The following is a 22,769-nucleotide window of genomic DNA, read 5'->3' as shown; positions in this document are numbered from 1 at the left end:
CGGAGAAAGAGGCTGTCGGGTCGGCGGGTTCGTGGAGAATGCTGGATAGCACAGCACAGGCGGTGAATGACGGAAGCGGGTGTGGCGACGGTGCGGAGCAAGAGAGACCGGAGACGCGGTGGGCTCGGTGCCGCCGCCGTCGGTGCCGGGGCGCTCGGCGTCGGCGAAGTGATCGCCGCGACGCGGGGCGATTCGCTGATCGATGCCATCGGCCGGGCGCTGACCGATACCGCGCCGGTTCCGGTTGTCGAGGCCACCGTCGCGCTGTCCGGCAGGCATGACAAGGCCGTCATTCGGATCGGAGTCGGTGCGGGCGTTCTCGCGGCCGCCGTCGGTCTCGGCGCACTGCCCGATCGGACGCGTACCGCCGCTGTCGCCGCGTTCGGCGCGGGCGCGGGCGCGCTCGGGTTGCGGCGGGCGACCCGATCCGCGGCCACCGTCGCTGGTGCGGTCGCGGCCACAGGTGTGCTCGGTGTCGGCCTGCGCATGCGGCCGCGCGGATGGATCGGCTCGCTCGCGACGGCCGGTGCGGGTGCCGGGCTCTTCGTGACAGCGCGGGCGCTGCATCGTGACCTCGACCGTCGCCGGGACGAGGCGATCCGGAAGGTCGGCCCGATGGGCAGTCTCGCCGCGGTGCCGCAGGACGGGCTCGAGGACGAGCCGGGGCTGTCGTCGCTGATCACCCGCAACCGCAGTTTCTATGTGGCCGACGTCAATCCGAGTCCGCCCCGGATCGACCCGACTCGCTGGCGACTGTCGGTCACCGGCATGGTCGCCCATCCGCTGCGGCTCTCGCTGGACGAATTAGCTTCCGACGCAGTGGAATTCGATGCGGTGATGGTTTGCGTGCACAATCGTCCCGGTGCGGGGCGGGCAGGCAACGCCCGCTGGTTCGGTGTCCCGCTGGCGAAGCTGCTCGAGCATGTGATCCCGGAAGCCGGCGCGACCAAGCTGGTGACCAGGGCCGTCGACGGCTACACCATTTCGCTGCCGATCGAGCCGCTGCGCTCCGGGGCATGGCCCGGGTACCTGGTGGTCGGCGTGAACGGCGAACCGCTCGCACCGGAGCACGGCTTCCCGGCTCGTGTCTTCGTTCCCGGTCTCTACGGCCAGTACACCGGTGCGAAATGGCTTGCCGAACTGCAACTCACCGACGACACCCACGTCGACTACTGGGTGCGGCGCGGCTGGCCCCCGGAGCCGATCTGGGTCACGCCGCAGGCGCGCATCGACGTCGCCGCGCCCGGTCGCGCGGCGGCGGGCGCCACCACCGTCGCGGGTGTCGCCTGGGCGCCGCCGCATGGTGTCGCGGGTGTCGAGATCCGAGTCGACGAGGGGGAGTGGCGCGCGGTCGATCTCGGCACCGAACTCGCCCCTGCCGCCTGGCGTCGCTGGCGTACCACCATCGACCTGCCTGCGGGCGAACACTCTGTGCAGGCGCGCGCGACCAGCCACTCCGGCGAGATCCAGGACGGCGAGGATCGCGCGGCGTTCCCTGCCGGACCGAGCGGCTTCCACACCGTGACCGTTCGGGTCTGAGGTCCTGCCTCTGGACGACATTCGTCCGGAGGCAGGTCGTCCGTACTGACCGGTTGAGCTGAAGACAGTCGGCCCCGAGGTTCAGCTCAGCAGGCGAACGCCGCCCGACATGTGACCGTGCTGTCCGACGTGTGACCGTGCTGCCCGACATGCGATCGCGCCGCCCGGCAGAGGTCGGCGGCGTACTACGTGCGTCACCGAGAGCCCCGGGGCCGAGCCGATCACGGTCACGCGGTGGTGATCGGCTCCTGGAGTTCGGTGACCCAGCCGCTCGGATCGTCGGTGAATTCAAGAGTCACCTCACGGGCGTAGCCCGCCGACGTGTAGCCGTTCGCGTCGATCCAGCGGCCCAGCGCCTGCCACGGCTCCAAGACGTCGTCCATGCTGCCCCGGTGGACGACCGTCGCCGCTTGCGCGATGGCGGGCAGGTCGACGACAGCGAAATCGCGCGCGACATCGGGCTCGATATCGACCGGCACGGCGGCGTGTACCAGCACCGAGCCGTCGCCCGTCGTGTTCTCCTCGTAGTACGCGATCGCGGGGCCCGTGATCGCCACCCCCGCCTGTTCCAGGCGCTTGCACACTTCCTCGAACAACGGCCCTACGACAGGCCCGATCGATTGTGGCTCGAAATCGCCTGCTACGCCGGTCAATTCGGCTACGCGCACAGCGGGAATGGACTTGATCACCACATCATTGGCAGGCATAGCGCCCTCTTTCTCGATGATGCGGAGCCTCGTTTCGACCTGGACGAGCCGGGCGCGATCGTCGCTGATCCGCTGCTCCAATTCCGCCCGGCGCAGCGTGAGCATGCCGCGCAGCGCGGCGCTGTCGACCCGGTCGTCGAGGATCCGGCCCACCTGTTCCAGCGTGAAGCCGAGATCCTTCAGCGCGACAATGCGATTGAGCCGAGCCAACTGCCCGGCCTCGTAGTAGCGATAGCCGCTCACCGCGTCGACCCGATCCGGGCGTAGCAGCCCGGTCGCGTCGTAGTGCCGCAGCATGCGGACCGATACCCGTCCGTGTCTGGCGAAGTCTCCGATACTGAACATGACGACTCCTGGTCTATGGCCTGACACGGTGTCAGAGTCAAGGGTGTTGCCGGAACCACCCGATGTTCGTCAGAATCGGCCACCGCGACTGGTCCGGCGGGACCCGGAAGAGCCGCCGTAGGAGCCCGGGCGATAGCCGCCGGACCCGGACCTGCCACCGCTCGCCGCGCCACGCAGCAGACCATCGATGAGGATGCCGCCCAGCACCGCTCCCGCCTGCCCGGTGCCGGACGGTCCCTGACTGCTCTCCCAGGCCCGCACACCGGCCTGGGCCTCCTGCAACGCGCGCCCGGCCATGTCGGCGGCGGCTTGCGCGTGCGCGAGCGCCTGCGCGGGATCTGCGGCGTCGAGCTGCCGGGCCGCATCGAGATTGCGCTGGGCCTCCGAGAGCCGCGTGCGCGCGTCGGCGTCGATACCGCCGCGGCGGGTGGTGATGTAGTCGGTCGCGGCATCGAGCCGCGTGCGAGCGTCGGTCAGCGCTCGCTGCAGCCTGCGTCGCAGGTCCTCGGCGGCCAGTTTGCGATCCGTCGCCGCCGCGTTGGCGCGGTCCAGTTCGGCGTCGGCCGCTATCGCGTCGTGGAAGGCGTCGAGTGGATCGTTGTCGGCGTTGGCGGTCGCCTTCGCCAATGCCGCCTCCGCCGCGCTGATGGCGGCGCCGAATTCCGGACCGCCGTAGGACGCGAGGGCTTTCGCCGCGGCGAGGTCGGAGCGCAGCTCCTCCAGTGCGGCAGGCAGCCCGTCGGTCGCCTGCTGGATGTTCGCGGCCGCGTTGTCGACGGCATCGAGCAGGGTGCGGGCCTGGCCGACCGCCGCCTCCGCGGCGCGGATCGCGGCGACCGCTCCACCCTGCCTGCCTACGGGCTGGGCCAGTGCGCCGCGGCCGTTGTCGATGTTGTGTTCCGCGAAGGTGATTCGCTCTCGCGCCATGGTCACGTTGTCGCGGATCGGTGCGAGCACGCCGGGCGGGTAGGCGGTGGCGAGCCGGGTGAGCTCGGTCTCCGAAGCCGGCGTGCGTCCGGTGAGTTCGACCAGATCCCTGGTCAGCGCGTCCAGCCGGTCGGCGGCGTTGATGAGCAGGTCGCGCATCGCGTCGAACTCGGTGACCTGGGCGTCGAGCTCCCGGTCGGCGCGGCCGACCGTGCCGATGAGATCGACGAGCATGGTCCGCTGCTGGTCGGCGGTTTCGGGGATGTCGTCGTCGAGCTGCTGGCGGATCGAAAATGCCTTGGAGGCAGCCGTTTTCGCGTGGGTCAGCGCAGTGCTGAAAGGAGTGACGGCGGTGGCCCCGAACTCGCCGGTCGCAAGCTCCAGCTCCTCACCGCTGGTCCGGATCGCATTGTCGATCTCGACAAGCACCTCCCGCGACCGCACCTGCAGCACCCCCAGCGACAGCGCTCCGAGTGCCACGCTGTTATCCGGATCCAACTGCCGCGCGGCCCGCAGTTCGGCGGTGCTGCGGTCCTTGCGCCGCTTGCGGGAATACAGCACCAGCCCGCCGACGACGAGCGCGATCATCAGCGCGACGATCAGCAACGCGCGGCCGCTGACACCGCCGTCGCCGTGCATGGCCGAATCCAGGCCGTCGGCCGTCGCGATCCCGGCCTCGGCCCATCTGCTCTCCCGCAGCGCGGGCTCGACGCGCGTAGTGAGCAGGCCGTCGAGCTCGGAATCGCTGACACCGGTCGGCAAGTCGCCGTAGAACCAGTAGTCGTGGGTCTGGGTGGCCACGGCGAGCAGTAGGTCACGCCTGCCGAAACCGGACTGCGTCGCCGTGCGCTCGGCCCATGCCTCGGCACCCAGTCCGTCGAAGTCCTGCACGTAGACGATCCACAGTCGAACCTGTTGGTTGGCGTACAACTGGTCGACGGCCGAGCGCACATCGTCGAACTGTGCGCGGTCGAGCACCTCCGCCGAGTCGACCACATAGGTACCCAACCGGGTCGGTGGCTCGGCCGCCGCGGTCGCAGCGCCGATCAGCGCGATACCCGCGAGCAGCATGGTGATCGTCGCCCGGACAGACCAGCGAGCTCGACGATGCGGCAGCAGCATGGCACGAATGTATCGCGAGCACCCACCTGTCGCAGACACCCTGGATACGATCGACGTGTGATGACGATCGATCTCCCATACACCGGCCATGTGTCCCCGGGATCGAATCCGCAGCAGCGCGATATTCCCGGTGGCCGAATCGTCAAAATGTCCGTGGGCGGCATGGACAACAACTGTTACCTCGTGCAGTGCACCGCCACCGGAGCCGCACTGCTCATCGACGCCGCCAACGAGCCCGAACGCATCGAGGCGCTGATCGCGCAGGAAACGCCCGGTCGGATAGCCCTGATCGTCACGACCCACCTGCACCGCGACCATTGGTGTGCGCTGAAGGACATCGCGGCCGCCACGAGCGCGCCCACCGCCGCCCACCGTCTCGACGCCGATGCCCTGCCGATACGCCCCGATCGCCTGCTCGACGACGGCGACACTATCGGGATCGGTGACCTGACCTTCGAAGCAATCCACCTCCGTGGCCACACGCCTGGGTCCGTTGCGCTCGCCCTCATCGACGACAACGGTGTCGCGCACCTGTTCACCGGGGATTCCCTCTTTCCGGGGGGTCTTGGGCGGACAACAAATCCGAAGGACTTCGACTCGCTCTACGCCGACGTGACCAGCAAGATCTTCGATCGGTACCCGGACGACGCGATCGTGTATCCGGGTCACGGTGACGACACCAACCTCGGTACCGAGCGTCCGCAGCTGGGGGAGTGGCGGAGCCGGGGATGGTGATCGAATCGTTTCGCGAGTCGAACACAGTACGTCGAGTCGCGAGGCGACGTTTCGCAGTGCGCTCGGGCTCGCTACGGGCGCACTAGGGCGGCGGATCAGCATCGCCGGAACCGCCGACCGGCTCACCGACTTCACCGACAACAACGTGGTGTCCTGGCTGGAATTCAGGCAACGCCGCTGGCCACAGACCTCGAATCCGCACCTGCTCGTGTCCGCCGAAACAGTGATCGGCGTGGACGTCGTCGCAACCGCCCGGAGCGACGGGCATGTTGCGCGACGCCCGGACGACGAGGACGGTCTTGGCGCTCATGCCAGGACCGCCGGCGCGAGGATCTGCTCGCACCACTCGCGGAAGCTCGTCGGGCTCGCGGTCGTATCGGTGCGCGGCACGCCGTCGTCGAGGCCGTCGTTCTTGGCGCGCATCATGTCGACGTAGGCGGTCGCGATCGCGCCCCCGACGCCTCGCGCGGTCAGTGTGGCGTGGAAGTCGTCGAGAGACTGCCTCTGGTAACGGATGCGGCGACCGAGCACCTCGGACATGGTGTGCGCCATGTCGTTCGGCGTCAGGTCCTGCGGCCCAAGCACCGCGACCTCGCTCGTTCCAGTCCAGGAGCGGTCGAGCAGCAGGCGAGCGGCCGCCGCGGCGATATCGCGGGTGGCGACCATCGGCGCCTTCCGGTCGGCGGCAACGGTGCCGGTGTACACACCGTCGTCTCGGATCGAAACCGCCTGCCACAGGAGGTTGTCCATGAAAGTCGGGTTCGCCAGTGCCCGATAGGCCACACCCGTACTCGCGATGAGATCGTCCATCGCCAGCGATGCCGTCACGTGCCCGGCGCGACCCGCGACGGGGGTACCGCGCCCGAGCGCCGAGACGCCCACGACGTGCCCGACGTCGTGGGTGGTGAGCGCCTTCGCGGCGGCGCGCGTGAATCCGGAAAACGCGGCGTCCAGGTTCGGCGCGGAGTGGTCGGGCGGGATCAGCCAGAAGACCGCATCCGCGCCGGCGAAGGCCCGGTCCACGATATCGGCATCGCCGTGCGATCCCGTGACGATATCGACACGGGGGCGGATCGCCTCCGGGAGTCTACCGGGGTCGCGCACAATGACGCGCAATTCTTCACTGCAAGTGGGTGTTTCGAACAGGATGTCCAGCAGTCGGCTGCCGATGTGACCGGTGGGTGAGGTGATGACGATCATGCTTCGAGTCTGGTGACGGTTCGTCGCGGCGTCCAAGACCCTTTCCGGAGATTGATACCGTGAAGGTATGGATCTGGATCTGCGCAAGCTCCGATACTTCGCCGCGGTGGCAGAGCATCGGCACTTCGGCCGGGCGGCGGAAAAACTCTACATCGCCCAGCCCGTGCTGAGCCGTCAGATCAAGGCTTTCGAGCAGGAATTGGATTGCGCACTGCTCGTGCGGACCACCCGCAACGTGGAGCTGACTGCCGCCGGGAAGCAGCTCTACGAGGAGGCGCAGGGGATTCTCGCTGCCGTCGACGCGGCGGTGCGGCGCGTACACGATGTCGACCGCGGTCTACGACGGCTGGTGGTCGCCTTCGCACCCGGATTGCGTGTATCGGAGGCGATCCGGGAATTCGCGATGCGTCACCCGGAGATCGAAACCGATGTCGTCCCGGCGCGCTGGTGGGAGCCGGACGCGCCGCTGCGAGACGGTCGAGCTCAGATCGGTTACCTGCGAAAACCTTTCGACGAATCCGGATTGCGCACCATCCCCGTCGGTCACGAACCCAGGGTTGCCTGCATGCCCGCGACCCATCCGCTGGCGTCACGCCAGGAACTCGCCCTGGCCGATCTCGATGGTGAGCGGATGCTCGACGTCCGAAACAGGCGGCGGTTGTCTCTGGAAGAAAAGTTCGAGCTCATCGCCTCCGGGCACGGCCTGGTACTCGCCCCCCTGAGTGTGGCGCGTGCCTACGTCCGCCCTGACCTCGTCCACCGCCCTGTCGCCGACGCCCCCGGGGCTGAGACATGCTTGGTCGTCGCGTCGGACCACCCCGACAAGCTCCTGCGCGAATTCCTCGACATCGCCATCACGACACTGCGGCACTGAATCGGCGCCGGGCCGGTTACCGCGCCTAGTCCAGCTGGCATCGACTCCCCGACAACGCGCGCCATGCGGCTAATACAGTGCGTTCTGGGCCGACAGGCCAATGCCTGCCGGTAGGTGAGCATTACCGACCGTGGCCTCCGAGCAGGCACCGGTGTCGGAGGTGGATGTGATGATCGGACGATGCACGTTAGCCCCATTGAAGAGTCCTGGCGACGGATCGACTCATGGCTCGCCGCGCATGCGCCGCGTACCTTCTCATCTTTGCGTCCACCCGCCTCGCAGGAGGCCATCAGCGCCGCAGCTACCGAGTTGGGGGTGGAGTTCCCCGCGGATCTGGTCGCGTATCTGCGCCACCACGACGGAGTCTCGCCCGGGGAGCGGGGTTTCGTCTCCCCCGAGGAGGGGGGTTTCAGCTTCCCCGGCTATCAGCCGTACACCCTCGCCGAGATCCTCTCCTCGGGCCGGATGCACCACGAACTGTGGGGCCGGCACGGCGAGGACCTGCCATTCGAGGGCTACTGGCACCAGGATTTCGTCTCCTTCGCCCGCACCTCCAGTGTGGACGCACTCGTCGTTGACTGCCGGCGAGGCGAGTCGTTCGGCGCGGTAGGCAAGCATGTGGAGTCCGAGGGTACGAGCTTCGGGAACTGGGAAAGCCTCGCAGCCTTCCTGGAACAGATCGCCGACTCTCTCGAGGGCGGAACCGCCATAACAGTGGGGCTAACGTATGTGCCTGTCGTCGACGACGGGATGCTGCTGTGGGAGTACGCTCCCGAACGGCGAGCCGAGCCTCGGTCCCTGTTCGACCTCGCGCTCGCCTGCCCGGTCATCGCCGCGCCAGGCCGGACGACTTCCCACGCCACGCTGAACAAGACCTGGCCCAGCGGTTACGACAATTTCTGCCTGACCTTCGCGCAGGACTTGGACGAGACCGAACTTCTGCGCCGGTTCGGCGCGTTGCCCGAGACCCGGCGCCCACGGTGGAGGGAGGAGGCAGCAATTCCAGACCAGAGGCAGGACCCTCGCGTGCTGCTGCCGGTGGTCCGCGTGGGAACCCACGGCGGTTGGGCGTTCGGCATCGAGGAAGGTCTTCATCTTTTCGAGGGCACACGCGAGGAGGTGCTGCGCCGTGTGTCCTGTGGCACCCGCGCGGTGTCCGTAAGCTATTGGGGCGACGGCACGACCTCGGTGTCCCTTTTCGACAACGGCGAACTGGTGACGAGGTACGACACCCGACCGCCCGTCCCCCACGGCGCGCGCGACCCGTTCGAGGTCTTCCCCGGTCTGCCGACGCCCGTTCCGGAACCCACACCCGAGCAGCGGCGGGAACGGCTGCTGGCGGTGTGTGACGCGGTCGTTCGCCGCTGTGGCATCCCACTGCCACCGCCCGGCCTGGAGGGGGAACTCGACAGCGCGCGGATCCTTCCCCTGCTCCCGGACAACAACTTCGGGCTCCCGGAGAACAACTTCAAGACACCCGTGCCTGACCGGTTTGCCTCCCTCGTCGACGCCGCGACGCCCGAGCGCCTGCGCCGCGTACTCGCCACACAGATGTCGTCACTGGCCACCGAGACCGGACTCGACACCTATGACGAGGTCACTGCCGCACTGTCCCTGCTGAGCGAGGAGGATCACCCCGGCGTTACCGACGATTCCGCCCTTGACCTGCGGCTGCGCCGCGTGCACGCCGAGGCCAAGGTGATATACACCGACTGGAAAGACCGGTCCCTCTGGCAGGACCGCGCCATGGCCGCCCGCGCCCTGGCCGACGCGCTCAACCTGTCGGCCCGGGAAGCCCTGGGCTTGGTCGTGGGGCTGCGTCAGGACCCCCATTGGCGGCAGGAGTTTCGCAAGCAGTTGACCGACGACTGATTCCTGCATGATCCTTGGTCGCTACTGGGGAAGCCGGATACCCCGCTGCGATCCGCCATCGATGCCGTGACGGAGAGCAATGTGCGGACGCAAAATCAGGGCGCGGCCCAGCCAGCACGACGAGGGCAGGTAGCGGCAGGAGCGCGCGCTGGGAAGCGTTGTCGGCCAACAGGTTTGGACGGCCGACCAACGCCCGGGTCGCGGCATTTGCGGACATGTCGAAGCAGAGCCGGAGTAGTAGCTGCTCTCACCAATTCTCGGCCTGCACGCATGCCGAACTTGTCGGTGGCTGGTCGTAGCGTTCGCGGAATGAACTGTAGACCGTGGTTGGATTTGTGGAGCGAGGAATGGATCTCCCGCAGAGATCTCGAGGAGCTGGTCGTTGTATGACTCGCACTACCCCGCCACGTCCGGTCGATCTCGAGGCCGTCTTTCCTGAGCTGGCGCCACTGGCCCGCACCGCGACTCGACTGCACCCACGTCCGGGAGTCCCCTCGCCCCAAGACAGTTCGATCGGCGGCCCACTGTTGTGGCCGGCGAGCGAGCCATGGCCGCACTGTTCCGAGGACGGCCACGACGCGGGACCGATTCCGCTGATGTCGTTGGCGGACGCCAGGCTGCGACGGCGCATCGAATTGGCCAGAGAAAGCAGGGAGTGGGGATACACCACCGAGGAGCAGGCGCTCCTCGAACGGATCGAGAAGATGGACGTCCCCGAGGGGCCCGTCGCGATGCTGCCGGTCGCCCAGTTGTACCTGCGTGACGTGCCCGGTCTGCGTCCACCCGAGGGTGCGGATCTGCTGCAGGTGTTGTGGTGCCCCTTCGAATTTCACGGCGACGGAATGCCCACGACCGCAGTGTTCTGGCGGTCCGCGGCGGCGGTGACCGACATCCTGCTCGCCCCACCGGAACCGGCGGCAGTGGACGGCGTGGCCTATGTACCCGAGCCGTGCTTCATCCATCCGGAAGAGGTGATCGAATACCCGAGCTCGCTCGAGCTCGGGCGGGAGATGCGGGAACGACTGGACCGGTGGGCCATCGACGAGCTCGGCATCGAGTACCACAACTTGTGTATCGCGCCCGGCTTCAAGGTCGGAGGCTACATCAATTGGGGCATGACAGATCCATATCCGAACCCCTGCCCCACCTGCGGCACCCCGACCGAGCCGCTGCTGACGATCGCCGGCACGGAGTGGAACTTCGACGTCCACCACTGGATCCCGTACGAGGACCAGGCCGCCAACCTCGCGCGGGCTCCTATACAAGGCAGCCCGAGCAGGCCGACCCGGATCTGTGTCTCCGACGACAACGCTCAAATCATCCGAGTCTGCCCGACATCACACGAGCACCCACACATCCAGATGATGCAATAAGCCACGCCCCGACCGATCGGTTCCACGTACCCCGCACCACCCTCACATCGGCTAGTTACCGCGCATTCGGTGGCACGCAGCACACGCGCGCAAGCGGGTGGTGTTCATTCCCGGTTGAGGTGGGCGAGGTAGTCAGCCCAGCTGGCCTGGGGTGGTGATTTTCTGTCCGTATCCGGCCAGTGTGCAGCATGTCGGTACCGGCAGACACAATGCAGAACATGGAAAACGGTGATGACAGGGACGCGCCCCAGCCCTCCCCGGCTGTGAACAGATGGACGGTGGGTCTCACCTGCGCCGCGATCGTCGCGACCGGCTACCTCATCGCCTGGCTGGTGCACGAGCCGGAGCCGTCGGAGCCCACGGCTCGGGCCGAAAACTCCTATGTCACCCCGCCGGTCACGTTTCCGGTGCAGATCCCAGGCTGTGATGTCGTGGAACCTCCGCGGCAAGCGCAATTGTTCGGCGTGATGTACTCCGACAAATACGGATACGACAATCCGTCCTATCCATGGTTCTCCGGTCCCAAGGCTGTCGCGATGACGCAGGCGCTGAATGATCTGCTCCCCGGTGATGTCGAAATCGCCTTCGCCCCGGTAACGCGCTCGCTGGTGTTCCAGCCGATCATCGGCGATCCCACGCAGAACAAGAGATTCGGCGATTCGACCGAGGCACGCGCCACGCTGCTGCGTGGTGGCCGAGCGGGCGCGCTGGCGGTGACCGTTCGCCAGGCCACCACACCGATTCCATCGTGCGTCGCCGGCGATCTCGACGAGCGCCGCCACCTCCCCGACGGCACGATCGTCGATACCGATGACACCTGGTACGAGATCAATGGGGTCCGCACCCTTTCGCGCGACGCCACCGCTTATCTGCCCGACGGATCCGTCGTTCACGCGTACGCCACTGATCAAGCCGCTGACGGCAGCGGTCGTACCCGAGCCGTCCCCTTGGCCATCGATGAACTCGTCGCGTTCGTGACCGACCCAGGGCTGCGCGTCAGTGCGCCGGTTCCGCCCGGAACGTCGAGCTCGCCCGAGGTCTGCCTGCGCTTCTCGAAATCCGGCGCGGTGATCGATCAGGCGCAGGCTCGTCGATGGGGTGCGGTGCTGGCGCAGATTCCGCTCGACGGTGTGACCCTGGACCGGCCATTGGGGGCGCTGCTGCCAGGGGAGTGGGGCGGCGGCGTGTGCCAGGCGGTTCGAGTAACCACGTCCGGCCTGCAATCGCGGTTGAGCGTCGTGATCAGCACCGGGCAACCCCTCCCGCAGGAGCCAGATAATTCGTCGTACGACGGCGCGACGCGGCGGCTGCCGGACGGGGCGGTGGTCGAGTCCAGCGAGCTGGGAAGCTCGCCGTCCCGCACCGTCACCGTCACTCGCCGGTCCGGGGTGCAGATCCAGGTCAGCTCCACCGATGCCGCCGATGAGCCTCTGCCGTTCGCGGTGCTGGAGGAGATCGCCCTGAATCCGGGACTCGAGGTGTCGCGATAAGGACGATTCCCGGGCTGCGCAATCTCGTGCTCGCCGCCGCGAGGGGCGTAATCACGAGCGCCGGTGCGGTGGCGGTCCTCTCGCGACCCGAGGACAGTACGCGCAAGATCACCAGAACCACGCGGATTCCGACCGATTGGACCCGCTCACCGACGGACAGTGATCGCTGGCATCGAGGTCGGCAACCCTGCAGGTCCGCATGAGCGTGTCCTTCTCGGGGGGTCGAGGAATATCGGCGTGGAAAGTTCTGGTAGCGCCGTTCTGGCGGGAACTGTCATACGGCGGCGGTCGCTTCTCCTTGCGGAGCCGCGCGTGCGTGGGTTTCTCGGGAACGATCGTTGTCGAGACGCCTGTTGCGCCGCCCATATAGCCTGCGGTCGGATGGGGAGTGGTGCGTGTATCAGCCACGAAACCACGTTCGACAGCAGAGTTTTACCTATCCTGACCGCGATCGGGCAGGTTTGTCGGTGGGTGCGGTGATGATTCAGGTATGGAGCCTCGCCCATATGACCAGGGCGGCCCGTTGATCGCGCACCTGGTCACACTCGATGACGAATGGAACCCCGACTGCGGACACCACCTCACCGCGTGGTGTGACGGGTGCGCGACATGCACCGACTGCGCCGGAAATTGCCGCTGCGCCGCGGCGGAGGATGAGCCGCTGTTGTTCCCCCGCGCCAGCTGACGACGGAGATGTAAGGTCGCACGCCGAGGCGTTCTCATCCGGTCAGGTGGAACGAGTGCTCGGGTGCTGACATTTGGCAGTGACCGGCGGCGTGTGAATGACGTATCCACATCGGCGGCAGATGTGGAGTCGGTGCCCGCCGCCTGCCGGAAGGCATGCCAGCCACCCGACCAGCGCGCGCTGCGGGCCTAGGCGGTGTCGGCGCGGACAGGCCATCGGTGCCGGCTCCTCCCAGATGCCGCTGCGCAATCGGTAGAGCTGCCCTGGTTGAACTACCCTGCCGTCACTGAGTTGATACACCGGACGCCAGGAGTCGAACTCGCTCATCCGGTTTGGGTGATGGGGCCGGAGATCGACGTGACGGCTGTCTGCCTTGTCCAGCACGTCCGCCCGCCTGCGGTTCGGCCGGGGATCGTCGCCATCCGCGCCCGCGAGGCGTCCAGCTGCGCGGCGCGCGACAGGTTGGCCAGCGGCCTGTCGGCCCGCTCGCCGGTCTCCGAAAGAAGAACTGTCTCGAACATATGTTCGCATAATGGCACGCCTGTCCTGTCATGTCGATAGCTCCTCTCTATCGATAGCTGGATATACGCTGAACTTGTGATGGCAGTGCCAGCGCCGATGCTGGCCGTCGCAGGGCGGCCACCGGACACGGCTGACTGGGCCATTGAGATGAAATGGGACGGCGTCCGCGCTCTCGCCATGTGCAAAGGCGAAGTATGTCGCTTGTACAGCAGAAATAAGCGCGACATCACCGGCTCCTACCCGGAGCTCGCCGCGGCGCTGGCCGAGTCGGCGCGAGGCCGGTCGTTGATTCTCGACGGCGAGGTAATCGCACAGACCTCCTCGGGTGCGCCGTCCTTCGGTTTGCTGCAACGTCGCATGCATGTCACGCGACCGACCGCGCAGCTGATCGCGTCGGTGCCGGTCCAGTTCTATGGATTCGACGTGCTGGCCATCGACGGCGGGGACGTCACCGTGCTGCCGTATCTGACCCGCCGCGCCCGCCTGGACTGGTTGCATCTGCCGGGCCGATTGGTGAGCGTCCCGCCCTATTGGCTGGAGGTGGCCGCCGACCGCGTGCTCGAAGTCGCGCGTGGGCACCACCTCGAAGGGATCGTGTCCAAGGAGATCGAGGCGGCCTATCACCCGGGTCGACGCTCGCCGGTGTGGATCAAGACCCCGATCCGCAGGACCGCCGAGGCGATCGTGGTCGGGTGGATCCCCGGCACCGGAATGATGGCGCCGACGTTCGGGTCGCTCGTGCTGGCCGCGCACGACAAGGATGGGCGGCTCACCTATATCGGCAACGTCGGCACCGGCTTCAGCATGGCCACTCGCCGCAGCCTGCGGGCTCGGCTCGATGAACTCGCCACCGCCGTCATGCCGTTCGACGCTCCCTCCGGTGGCCGCCGCCGGGGCGGAGGCGTGCACTGGGTGCGGCCAAAGTTGGTCGGAGACATCGAGTACCGGGAGTACACCGGGGAAGGGCTACGTCATCCGAGTTGGCGTGGGCTGCGCAGTGACAAGGACCTCGCCGAGGTGACTCTCCCGGGATGATCACGGGCGACCTCTGGGTGCCGCCAAGAAAATCCTCCGGTGCCGAAGGCGGTGACGGTGCGCGAACCGGCAGCAAATGGCCGACTACTTTCAGGTACCGGAATGCAGCGCGCACGGCAGGATGAACGCCCGAAGTAGCTGTCCGGAACCGCTCGGCCAGCTGCTTCGCAGGTAGCGGTCGATCGCCGTGCTGGTTTTGGTGAGTTCCGTCTGCGCGCTCGTTGGTGCGGCGCGGGTGTTGCTGGGCTTGGTGTGCTCCCGACACCAGAAAACAAACCGGCCGGACGGCATGTTTACACTGTGTCCTCAGGTAGCGGGCAAATCGTGTGATCGGTCGTGCTGTGCATGGAAAAGCGATCGGGAAAGCGTGGGCGGGTCCCTGCGATGGGCCGCAGCGCCCGTCGGCGCCTCGCGAGACCCATGCTCGAGACCCGTGCCGGTGATGATCGAGGGTGCCCGCTATGAAGGGCAGTCTTGCTGCCGAACTGCTCCAGAGACTTCGGCAGCACTTGAGCAATCTGGCAGACCTGGAGGCCGGTGGGCTTAGAGGCGGGTTGCACGGTGTCTCCGACGGGGTCACCTCCGTGGTGCGTGACGCTCATGGCGGCGACGAGCATGGCGCGCGCGAAGTCTTGGCCGCGCTGGGCGATCGAGACCAGACCTCCCGCGGCGCCGCAGCCGTCAGTCGGGCATCCTCGCCGGCGCACGGCATCACCGACTTGTCGCACATGCCGCCTCTGGGCGACCTCCTCGACAAGGCGCAGACCGGCAAAGTCGACGACCTCGAACTGACCCGCGCATTCAAAGGACTCGAACGTCAATACGGTCCCTACCGAGTCGCCGACGTGCGCGCCTGGTCCGAGGAGGGCTGGACCGACGACGCTAAGAGATATCTGTTTATGGAAGCGAAGATCCGCGACAGCGATGGTGCCGAGGTGGGCAAGCTGCTCCGCAACTTCGAACGTGACAGTGAGGGCAAACTGGTTGCCATAAACGAGATCATGGAGCTGGAGGAGCATGCCAGAGGGAAGGGTTTTTCCACCGTGTTTTCCGCGTCGGTCGAGAACTACTATCGGCGATCAGGAGTAGACCGCATCGAGCTGAGGGCAGAGGACGACGGCGGCTACGTATGGGCGAAGGCCGGCTACGACTGGGACCCTGATCCACATAAGCTCGCCAAGTCTGTCGACTACATCCAGCAGCGGATCGACAAAGTCATCGCCGACGGCCGGGTACCGTCCGACGCAGACGTCGCCTTGCTCGAGGGCATCAAGCAACGATTCCGGGGACCGGTTATCGGGTTCCCGTCGCCGCAGGAGCTGGCACTGCTCGCCGGTGATGACCCCAAGCTCGGCGACACAGTCATGAGAGGATCGATATGGTTCGGGATGAAGAAACTGTGAATATCTCACCCGAGGAGCGCGAGTTCATCAGAGCCCGCAGCAAAGCCACCTCCGAACACTTCATGCAGTTCGTCACTGAACGCGGCCTCGACATGGACCCCGGCACCTGGCCCGAGCCCGACCGGCAAGAATTCGACCAGCAATCGCGTCACCTGATCGAGGAATGGAAGAACCGCGCCCGCGAAATCTTCGGAACCTGAAACAAGTCGACCTGAAGGTAAGGCGGGGCGTGAGCACTCAGCATCTTCACCTGCGGTAGCTACGCCAGAGGGCGAAGTCTGTCAGACCGGCGAACTGCACGCGCATGCCCACCCTGAATTCGTCATGTCCAGTTGGCCGCGACCGAGCACGCTGCGCTGCTCGGTACGACAGTATTCAGACACCACGGAACTCGATGTGGACTATTCGAGTGTTCGCGGCACGCTCATCGACTACGACATCGCGGATCATCGACTTCTTTTCCTGCGAAAGGAATGTGTCCTGGGCATGTTGAACATTCGGTGACGACGCTAGATCGGGACCGGCAATCGTCTTCGTGAGGTACGGAGGGAAATCCTTCTCCAGAGGGTCTGTGAATCGAGACTGCTCCAGCATCCAGGTGAGATCAGTGGGCGACATCTCGACAGCAATCTGATACTTTCTGTCGCGGATGATCTCCCTCTTGACCAGGAGAATATTCCCGTTCGCGGGAAGCACCCAGTTGCCGTATTCGGTCGCTTCTTTCACGAGCTCCGGACTGGTCGATGACTCGGTATCTGGCGCGGTTGCGCGATCGATACCACTGCTGCATCCGGTTCCGGCAAGTGACAACACCACAAGCATGCCGAGCATCAGGCCACGTAGTACCCACCGTGAACCGCTCATCGAACGGCCCTCACCGGGTCGGGTCGGTGCGAGTGCCGCCGCGACTGTCGGGCCCGGACGGCAAGTCGATTGAGCCATAGGCGGGCAGAACCCCCTCATAGTGTTTGGTCGTCGATGAACCGTACATGTTGAATTCTTTTGCCAATCCAGCTGTATGTAAGGCGCCGAGTCGGGCATCGGTAAATTTTATTCCGGCGATTTCGGTCTCTTTCGTACCGTCCCAGTTGTATCGGTCGAAAAGGTGAACCTGGTAGTCGATCGTGACACGTGGTTGAGCGCCGTCGGTGTCTGGGGGAGTCGTCGTGACTACACCGCTGGTGGAAGCTTCCACTGAGCCTATCGCCAGAAACCAGTCCCGCTCGCCGTATTCAGGGAATGAATAGTCGTACCAATCCGACTGGAACGAAACCGATTTGTTGTAGTTGGCCGCGTCGCTGGCGATTTTTTGAACGGTTTTGGTCACGAAGCTGTCGACGTGCTGCTTCAGCTTGGGATCATCATTCATGATCTGGTCCGGGTCGATCTTCAGGTCATCACCGGAGTTGCTGAGATAGTGGCGCAGATGATCTGCTGCATGGGTCAGTCCTATGGCATCTGCAGCGAGTTGCGCGGAAAGTGCTACGTGTGCGAATGCTACATCGTCGGCACGGCTGTATATCGGTTGCGAACCATGCGCACCTTGTCCGGGGTCCGTCGGTGGCGGCGTTGGCATTCCAGGGATTTGTGGTGACATCAGAGCACTCCGCCGATAGTTTTACTGCGGCCCGATCCAAACATGTTGTGGCTGTTCAGAATTGGGTCAGGTGGCGGAGGCAATGCTTTCCTCCCACCATACGTTATTGCCGATTCCATATCTTGTCATACCCAAGTCGACGACGACCTTGTCTGGAACTTCGAACTCACTCGCGTTGTATGAGGGCGCCGTTCGCCCGGGTGTGTAGTCCAATACCTGGGACATCTTTTCGATAATTGTCGCTACCGCGTTCTTTCGCATTTCCGCCGACTTCTTCAACGCATCGACCGCGGCGGTGATATCCGACTTGATCGATTCCTGCATCGGATTGTTGATCAGCTGCGCCCACACGCCGAGCGGGAACGTATTGCCTTGATAGGTTATCGACTGCAGGATTCCGCCGCTGAGACCCATCGCCTGGTTGTAAACCAGACGCTCGAGGCAGACGCCTCCGTTTTCGATGATCTTCGACACCGCCTCCAGATCGGTGCTGCGCCCGGCAATTGATTGCCCGAGGGTGTTTGCACTTGCCGCGAAGGCCTGCGATGCATCCCCGGACCAGCTGCTTTGCAACCATCTGGTGCCGCTGATGAGATTCTCGGAGGTGACATAGTCGTTGATGCCGAGCATGCCGATCCGCTTGCCGATGGCTTCTAACGACTCCCAGTCGGCTACCAATGGGGTCAGGTAGTCCGCTGCGGGCTTGATGCCGATCGCTGCGCTCAATGGTTCGTCGTAGACCGAGATCTGCTCGATGGCCGAAGTGACTACTTGGCGGACCGTGTACTGGTTCTCCTGAACCTCCGGCAGACTGGGCAGCTGCAAACCACTGAATCGGCTGACGCTTTGCGTAGCTCCAGATGAACCGGCTGTGCCAGAGTTCCCGAAGGTGTTCGTCGATGCCGCCGAGATCCCGTTCGCGGTGGTGTCGTCGGTCGCTTGGTACTTGGTTGCCGCCGTGGAAAGGTTCGTGCCAAGCGCGCCGATGGTGGTCAGGTCAGTGTGCTGCACTGCGGAGAGCGCACTCTGAAACTTCTCGAATGATGGTGCAAGAGTCGCGATTAGTCCCGTCGAGCCGGTAGGAAGCGACACTGCGGATAGAAATCGGGAGGCGTTCGACGAAAAGTTGGTGCCCAGGTCCTGTAGATCCAACTTGAATCCGGCAAGGCTGGTCACGTCAACTGTGAAGTTATCCACGCTGCCTCCGGGGTGCTCCAGCCGGAGTGGCGTTGATTCGAATCACCGCTTCCTCGTCGTCGAGGCAGTGCTGAAACTTGCTGCTAAGCACAGACATTGGATCTCTTCCCCCCTTTCTGATCTCCCGAAAGGGAGTGTACACGTCAACGAGGCGGGGCGGATCGGGCTGCGGAGGAGATGAATGATTGAGGTGAGAGGAGTTGTGCCAGTATGTGTCTCGTGCCGTGCCAGGAGCTTGGTGATCGTTCCACAACTCACCGAAACCAGCAGCCCTACAACGCGCAAGGCCAAACCGTTTCGTCTCGGCCGGCCTTCATCAATTGGGTGATCCCGAACCGGAGTCTCTCGCTGCTGCCGGATGTGCTGAAGTAGCTGGGGCGCGGAAACTTTCGCATGGCCCGAACTCTCGTTCAATATTGAGCTGACGTCGCAATCCTCTCGATTCATCGGCAACTCCAGCCATCGCGTACACCCCCGCGATGCGGACCGCGACTGCCGGATCGCCCAGCTGTTTCGCGGCCGCGCCGAACCGTTCTACGAATCGCCCGCTCAACGTCACGTTGACGCCGGTATGTGACCGTCAGCGCTACGACTGCGCCAATTCCGCCGGCGACCGTCAACGCGAGCTTCGTCAAGTCGAGATTGTGGATCGCGCCCTCTTGCACTCTCCATGGCCACTGATGCTGAAACACGTACCTGCCAAGGAGTGCCCATGCAGCGACCGCGACCGAGGCGCTGACGGTCAGTGTCAGCAGCACCGCCGGCAGCAAGGGCCAACCACGGAACCAATTCGCTGCGTGCCGAACGGGACGGCGTACCAGGAATATCGACCGCTCACGGGCTCCCACCAGGAGATTGTGATCTTCGGAGGCTCAGTCAGCGGAACGCCGCGCCGTTCGGACAACGTCATCAGGCTATGCGCCGGATTTGCGTACGGGCCGCGGGTTGAGGCTTTCGAACATCCGCTCGGTGCTTTCGGCCCCATAGCCGTCGGCGACCTGACGGTCGACGAGATTCTTGAGCGGGCCGACGATGTCGAGGTCGACGCCCGCGTCGCGGCTGGCCGACACGATCGCGTCCATCGCGGCCTTGGTGAAGTCCAGCGATTGGAACACCGTGGTGTAGTCGCCGGTGTCGATCTGGGCCCCGGCCCGTGGCAGCGACGCGGTCATCGCCCCCAGCCACCCCGCGGACCGCTGCCCGAAATCGGCCGCGGAGATTCCTACCGTCCGCACCATCGCCGCGCCGTGATAGAAGCCCGCGAACATGGCGTACATCCCGGCCAGCAGCGCGAAATCGACCACCGACGCGCTGCCCGCGTCGGCGCCGAAGTATTCGGCCGAGCCGAACAGATCCCACACCTCGCGGTGAGTGTCGAAGATTCGCCGCGATCCGCTGTAGAGGATCGAGGACCCCGGCTGTCCGATCATCGGGGGAGTGGCGATGATGCCACCGTCCAGATAGTCGATGCCGTGCCGCTGCGCCCATTCGGCGAGCTCGCGCGCGCCCTGCGGTTCGGTGCTCGTCAGATTCACCAATGACCGCCCGGCCAGCTGATCGGTCACTGCGTCCAGCACGTCGTGCACAGATTGATGGTCGAACAGGCAGGCGACGACCAGGTCGCTCGCCGCGACCGCCTCGGCGACGGTCGTCGCGCTCTTCGCCCCTGCGGCAACGAGTTCGGCGTCTTTGCCCGGGCTGCGATTCCAGACCGTCGTCTGATGCCCGCCTCGTACGAGAGCCGCGGCCAGCGCCTGGCCCATCGCGCCGAGCCCGAGCACCGTCACCGTTGTGCGCGGAGATTCCGCCATTCTGTCCACTCCTCAGTGTTGTCGAATCGCTCTGCCGTCCGTGGAGCCGGTTCGGTCGAGCGGAAGAACTTCGGTGTGGCGCGCCGGAAACAATTCTCGGCACATACCGCGGCGGCGGCAAGTACTCACTATTTGGTCTGGTACTTACCGATAGGTAAGTATCGAGTCGCGGTGGTGCGATCGCGCCGTCGATATCCAGCGGTAACCCGAGGCGCATCGACACCGCAGGTGACCTGGCAAACTGGGTGGGGTGACCATGGCTCCCCAGCGCACCGCGATGGAACCCGGCAGGCAGCGTGGCTGTGGCGCCGGGTTACTGCGGTGGGCGCGACGGCTCATTGTCGGCGCACTGCTCGTGGGGTCGGTGCTGGTGGGCGGGACCGCCTTCCGGGTGTGGCAGGTCGCCCGCATCGACGATTACACGAAGGCCGACGCGATCGTGGTGCTCGGTGCCGCGCAGTACTCCGGAACACCCTCGACGGTGTTCGAGGCGCGGCTGGATCAGGCCTACAAACTGTTCAAGGCCGGTGTCGCGCCCCGAGTGATCACTGTCGGCGGCAAGCAGGACGGTGATCTGTACACCGAGGCCGCCTCGGGCAAGAACTATCTGGAGGCCAGGGGGATACCGGCCGACAATATCCTCGCGGTGGAGACCGGATCGGACACCTTGCGCAGCATCGAAGCGGTCGCGGCGGCCATGGATGCCCGTGAGTGGTCCGCCGCGGTGCTGGTCAGCGATCCGTGGCATTCGCTGCGCACCCGAACCATGGCGCGCGACGCCGGGTTGGCGGCATGGACCGCCCCGACCCGCACCGGACCTGCGGTGTACACCAGGGAATCACAGGCGCACGGCATCCTGCGCGAGACCGGCGCATTGCTCTGGTACCAGCTCACCCATTTCTCGGTGGACTTCAAATACACAGCGGGGCAGTGAAATTCGATGAGCGACGGCTACACCGAGCACGACAGGGAGCGCCTGGTCGTCGAGGGAACCAAGACGGCCGGACTTGGTCCGCCGCGCAGCGAATTCGAAACCGGGCACCGCACCGAATTCGCGCGTGACCGCGCCAGAGTGCTGCATTCGGCGGCACTGCGAAGACTCGCCGACAAAACCCAGGTCATGGGGCCACGCGACGGCGACACCCCACGCACCCGGCTGACCCACTCGATCGAGGTCGCCCAGATCGGCCGCAGTATCGCCGACGGCCTCGGTTGCGACCCCGACCTCGTCGACCTGGCCGGCCTCGCGCACGACATCGGCCACCCGCCCTACGGTCACAACGGCGAGAAGGCACTCGACACCTTCGCCGACGCCTACGGCGGATTCGAGGGCAACGCCCAGAACCTGCGCATCCTCACCCGGCTGGAACCCAAGGTGCTCGATGCCGACGGCGTCAGCGCGGGCCTCAACCTGACCCGCGCCGCCCTCGACGCCGCCATCAAATATCCATGGGAGAGACCGGGACCCAGTACCAAGTTCGGTGCCTACGACATCGACTCCGACCGCCTCGAATGGGTTCGCAAGGGCGCGCCCGATCGCGCCAAGAGTCTCGAATGCCAGATCATGGACTGGTCCGACGACGTCGCCTACTCGGTGCACGACGTCGAAGACGGCGTCATCGCGGGCCGGATCGAACTGCACGCCCTCGCCGACCCGGCCGAGCAGGCGGCCCTGGCCCGCCTCGGCCACGCCCAGCACCCCGCGTCGTCGGTGGAGGAACTCGTCGCCGCCGCCCAACGGCTGTCGGAGCTGCCGGTCGTCGCCGCCGTCACCGACTACGACGGCACCCTCACCAGCTCGGTGGCACTGAAGCGGCTGACCAGCGAGCTGGTCGGCCGGTTCGCCACCGCGGCCATCATCGCGACCCGCGAGACCGCCGGTCCGGACCCGCTGTCCCGCTACGCCGCCGACCTGGAAATCCCGCGCATCGTCGCCGCCGAAGTGGCGATGCTCAAAACCATCGCCCTGCGCTACGTCATGTCCGATCCCGACCACAAACAACGCCAAGCGGCCCAGCGCGACCTCATCCTCGACGTCGCCACCCGCCTCCTGGCCGCCGCCCCCACCCACCTCGACCCGCTCCTGCTGCCCTGGTGGGAAGCCGCCGCCGACGACACCGCCCGAGTCCGCGTGATCGTCGACCAAATCGCCTCCTACACCGAGAGTCGGCTGGAGCGCGTCGCGGTGATGTTGTCGGCCCCTCGCAGATCACACTGACCGGAATCTGACGCACGCGCCCGTCCGCATGCTGCGCAGTGGCAGCGTCGGTCTCCACCGCTGCGAGTGCGACGGCTTCGCCGACCGAAAGTGGCATGACCAGCCGCTGGGCGCGTC

The 22,769-nt window shown here is 65.7% G+C and carries 20 protein-coding genes; 11 read left to right on the top strand and 9 right to left on the bottom strand.

Going from position 1 to position 22,769, the window contains the following annotated elements:
• The first annotated feature begins 90 nt into the window (after positions 1-90).
• Positions 91-1,539 carry a molybdopterin-dependent oxidoreductase gene (locus tag ACFU4Z_RS14225; protein WP_379062795.1) on the top strand — a complete coding sequence of 483 codons (1,449 nt, stop codon included), beginning with the start codon at positions 91-93 and terminating at the stop codon, positions 1,537-1,539.
• A 227-nt stretch (positions 1,540-1,766) separates the two neighbouring features.
• On the opposite strand, the gene ACFU4Z_RS14220 is transcribed toward ACFU4Z_RS14225, so the two are convergent.
• Complete coding sequence (locus tag ACFU4Z_RS14220; protein ID WP_379062793.1) at positions 1,767-2,591, bottom strand: MerR family transcriptional regulator; 825 nt, start codon at positions 2,589-2,591, stop codon at positions 1,767-1,769.
• Between the two features lie 69 nt (positions 2,592-2,660).
• The gene (locus tag ACFU4Z_RS14215; RefSeq protein ID WP_379062791.1) at positions 2,661-4,640 is read right to left on the bottom strand and encodes a TPM domain-containing protein; all 1,980 of its coding nucleotides are present in this window, start codon (positions 4,638-4,640) and stop codon (positions 2,661-2,663) included.
• A gap of 60 nt (positions 4,641-4,700) precedes the next feature.
• On the opposite strand from ACFU4Z_RS14215, the gene ACFU4Z_RS14210 reads away from it, so the two are divergent.
• Positions 4,701-5,375 (top strand): MBL fold metallo-hydrolase, encoded by a 675-nt coding sequence (locus tag ACFU4Z_RS14210; RefSeq protein WP_379062789.1) that lies wholly within the window; start codon positions 4,701-4,703, stop codon positions 5,373-5,375.
• 82 nt (positions 5,376-5,457) lie between these two features.
• Here the strand turns inward: ACFU4Z_RS14210 and ACFU4Z_RS14205 are convergent, their stop codons facing one another.
• Positions 5,458-5,685, bottom strand: coding sequence for a hypothetical protein (locus ACFU4Z_RS14205; protein WP_379062787.1), 228 nt, complete (start codon positions 5,683-5,685; stop codon positions 5,458-5,460).
• Positions 5,682-6,575 (bottom strand): NAD(P)H-binding protein, encoded by an 894-nt coding sequence (locus tag ACFU4Z_RS14200; protein WP_379062785.1) that lies wholly within the window; start codon positions 6,573-6,575, stop codon positions 5,682-5,684. Before ACFU4Z_RS14200 ends, ACFU4Z_RS14205 begins: the two co-directional genes overlap by 4 nt.
• A 67-nt stretch (positions 6,576-6,642) precedes the next feature.
• On the opposite strand from ACFU4Z_RS14200, the gene ACFU4Z_RS14195 reads away from it, so the two are divergent.
• The 4 genes from ACFU4Z_RS14195 to ACFU4Z_RS14180 all read left to right on the top strand — a co-directional run bounded on the left by ACFU4Z_RS14195 (position 6,643) and on the right by ACFU4Z_RS14180 (position 12,184).
• Positions 6,643-7,449 (top strand): LysR family transcriptional regulator, encoded by an 807-nt coding sequence (locus ACFU4Z_RS14195; protein WP_379062782.1) that lies wholly within the window; start codon positions 6,643-6,645, stop codon positions 7,447-7,449.
• A gap of 261 nt (positions 7,450-7,710) precedes the next feature.
• A complete protein-coding gene (locus ACFU4Z_RS14190; RefSeq protein WP_379062780.1) occupies positions 7,711-9,321 on the top strand; it encodes an SMI1/KNR4 family protein in 1,611 nt (536 codons plus the stop codon).
• A 386-nt stretch (positions 9,322-9,707) separates the two neighbouring features.
• On the top strand, positions 9,708-10,694 hold the full coding sequence (locus tag ACFU4Z_RS14185) for a hypothetical protein (protein WP_379062778.1): 987 nt from the start codon (positions 9,708-9,710) through the stop codon (positions 10,692-10,694).
• A 218-nt stretch (positions 10,695-10,912) separates the two neighbouring features.
• Positions 10,913-12,184: a hypothetical protein gene (locus tag ACFU4Z_RS14180; RefSeq protein WP_379062776.1), complete on the top strand. Its 1,272-nt coding sequence runs from the start codon at positions 10,913-10,915 to the stop codon at positions 12,182-12,184.
• Between the two features lie 1,008 nt (positions 12,185-13,192).
• Here the strand turns inward: ACFU4Z_RS14180 and ACFU4Z_RS14175 are convergent.
• Positions 13,193-13,390 (bottom strand): hypothetical protein, encoded by a 198-nt coding sequence (locus ACFU4Z_RS14175; RefSeq protein WP_379062774.1) that lies wholly within the window; start codon positions 13,388-13,390, stop codon positions 13,193-13,195.
• 97 nt (positions 13,391-13,487) lie between these two features.
• On the opposite strand from ACFU4Z_RS14175, the gene ligD reads away from it, so the two are divergent.
• The 3 genes from ligD to ACFU4Z_RS14160 all read left to right on the top strand — a co-directional run bounded on the left by ligD (position 13,488) and on the right by ACFU4Z_RS14160 (position 16,029).
• Positions 13,488-14,426 (top strand): non-homologous end-joining DNA ligase, encoded by a 939-nt coding sequence (gene ligD, locus ACFU4Z_RS14170; protein ID WP_379063455.1) that lies wholly within the window; start codon positions 13,488-13,490, stop codon positions 14,424-14,426.
• Positions 14,427-14,887: 461 nt separating this feature from the next.
• The gene (locus ACFU4Z_RS14165) at positions 14,888-15,829 is read left to right on the top strand and encodes a hypothetical protein (RefSeq protein WP_379062772.1); all 942 of its coding nucleotides are present in this window, start codon (positions 14,888-14,890) and stop codon (positions 15,827-15,829) included.
• A complete protein-coding gene (locus ACFU4Z_RS14160; RefSeq protein ID WP_379062770.1) occupies positions 15,826-16,029 on the top strand; it encodes a hypothetical protein in 204 nt (67 codons plus the stop codon). The genes ACFU4Z_RS14165 and ACFU4Z_RS14160 overlap by 4 nt, the downstream gene beginning before the upstream one ends.
• A 175-nt stretch (positions 16,030-16,204) precedes the next feature.
• Here the strand turns inward: ACFU4Z_RS14160 and ACFU4Z_RS14155 are convergent, their stop codons facing one another.
• The 4 genes from ACFU4Z_RS14155 to ACFU4Z_RS14140 all read right to left on the bottom strand — a co-directional run bounded on the left by ACFU4Z_RS14155 (position 16,205) and on the right by ACFU4Z_RS14140 (position 20,434).
• Complete coding sequence (locus tag ACFU4Z_RS14155) at positions 16,205-16,660, bottom strand: hypothetical protein (protein WP_379062768.1); 456 nt, start codon at positions 16,658-16,660, stop codon at positions 16,205-16,207.
• Positions 16,661-16,703: 43 nt separating this feature from the next.
• Positions 16,704-17,426, bottom strand: a complete 723-nt coding sequence (locus ACFU4Z_RS14150) for a hypothetical protein (RefSeq protein ID WP_379062766.1) — start codon at positions 17,424-17,426, stop codon at positions 16,704-16,706.
• Between the two features lie 66 nt (positions 17,427-17,492).
• Entirely contained in the window at positions 17,493-18,623 is a 1,131-nt protein-coding gene (locus tag ACFU4Z_RS14145) for a hypothetical protein (protein ID WP_379062764.1), read from the bottom strand.
• 914 nt (positions 18,624-19,537) lie between these two features.
• On the bottom strand, positions 19,538-20,434 hold the full coding sequence (locus ACFU4Z_RS14140) for an NAD(P)-dependent oxidoreductase (protein WP_379062762.1): 897 nt from the start codon (positions 20,432-20,434) through the stop codon (positions 19,538-19,540).
• Between the two features lie 256 nt (positions 20,435-20,690).
• Here ACFU4Z_RS14140 and ACFU4Z_RS14135 point away from each other — a divergent pair, with 256 nt between their 5' ends.
• Both ACFU4Z_RS14135 and ACFU4Z_RS14130 read left to right on the top strand, forming a co-directional pair.
• Positions 20,691-21,368, top strand: a complete 678-nt coding sequence (locus ACFU4Z_RS14135; RefSeq protein ID WP_379063453.1) for a YdcF family protein — start codon at positions 20,691-20,693, stop codon at positions 21,366-21,368.
• A 6-nt stretch (positions 21,369-21,374) separates the two neighbouring features.
• Positions 21,375-22,652 (top strand): deoxyguanosinetriphosphate triphosphohydrolase, encoded by a 1,278-nt coding sequence (locus ACFU4Z_RS14130; RefSeq protein WP_379062760.1) that lies wholly within the window; start codon positions 21,375-21,377, stop codon positions 22,650-22,652.
• Positions 22,653-22,769: the final 117 nt, after the last annotated feature.

The organism is Nocardia sp. NPDC057440 (genome assembly GCF_042802915.1).
GTDB lineage: Bacteria > Actinomycetota > Actinomycetes > Mycobacteriales > Mycobacteriaceae > Nocardia.
This window is presented reverse-complemented; position numbering and strand designations above follow the sequence as displayed.

What these genes read in the sequence shown, in the direction of transcription:
- ACFU4Z_RS14185 (WP_379062778.1), top strand. Translation starts at nt 9,708, where the DNA reads ATGACTCGCACTACCCCGCCACGTCCGGTCGATCTCGAGGCCGTCTTT.
- ACFU4Z_RS14210 (WP_379062789.1), top strand. Translation starts at nt 4,701, where the DNA reads ATGACGATCGATCTCCCATACACCGGCCATGTGTCCCCGGGATCGAAT.
- ACFU4Z_RS14180 (WP_379062776.1), top strand. Translation starts at nt 10,913, where the DNA reads ATGGAAAACGGTGATGACAGGGACGCGCCCCAGCCCTCCCCGGCTGTG.
- ACFU4Z_RS14165 (WP_379062772.1), top strand. Translation starts at nt 14,888, where the DNA reads ATGAAGGGCAGTCTTGCTGCCGAACTGCTCCAGAGACTTCGGCAGCAC.
- ACFU4Z_RS14220 (WP_379062793.1), bottom strand. Translation starts at nt 2,591, where the DNA reads ATGTTCAGTATCGGAGACTTCGCCAGACACGGACGGGTATCGGTCCGC.
- ACFU4Z_RS14205 (WP_379062787.1), bottom strand. Translation starts at nt 5,685, where the DNA reads ATGAGCGCCAAGACCGTCCTCGTCGTCCGGGCGTCGCGCAACATGCCC.
- ACFU4Z_RS14155 (WP_379062768.1), bottom strand. Translation starts at nt 16,660, where the DNA reads ATGCTCGGCATGCTTGTGGTGTTGTCACTTGCCGGAACCGGATGCAGC.
- ACFU4Z_RS14175 (WP_379062774.1), bottom strand. Translation starts at nt 13,390, where the DNA reads ATGTTCGAGACAGTTCTTCTTTCGGAGACCGGCGAGCGGGCCGACAGG.
- ligD (WP_379063455.1), top strand. Translation starts at nt 13,488, where the DNA reads ATGCTGGCCGTCGCAGGGCGGCCACCGGACACGGCTGACTGGGCCATT.
- ACFU4Z_RS14140 (WP_379062762.1), bottom strand. Translation starts at nt 20,434, where the DNA reads ATGGCGGAATCTCCGCGCACAACGGTGACGGTGCTCGGGCTCGGCGCG.
- ACFU4Z_RS14135 (WP_379063453.1), top strand. Translation starts at nt 20,691, where the DNA reads ATGGCTCCCCAGCGCACCGCGATGGAACCCGGCAGGCAGCGTGGCTGT.
- ACFU4Z_RS14200 (WP_379062785.1), bottom strand. Translation starts at nt 6,575, where the DNA reads ATGATCGTCATCACCTCACCCACCGGTCACATCGGCAGCCGACTGCTG.
- ACFU4Z_RS14130 (WP_379062760.1), top strand. Translation starts at nt 21,375, where the DNA reads ATGAGCGACGGCTACACCGAGCACGACAGGGAGCGCCTGGTCGTCGAG.
- ACFU4Z_RS14215 (WP_379062791.1), bottom strand. Translation starts at nt 4,640, where the DNA reads ATGCTGCTGCCGCATCGTCGAGCTCGCTGGTCTGTCCGGGCGACGATC.
- ACFU4Z_RS14150 (WP_379062766.1), bottom strand. Translation starts at nt 17,426, where the DNA reads ATGTCACCACAAATCCCTGGAATGCCAACGCCGCCACCGACGGACCCC.
- ACFU4Z_RS14195 (WP_379062782.1), top strand. Translation starts at nt 6,643, where the DNA reads ATGGATCTGGATCTGCGCAAGCTCCGATACTTCGCCGCGGTGGCAGAG.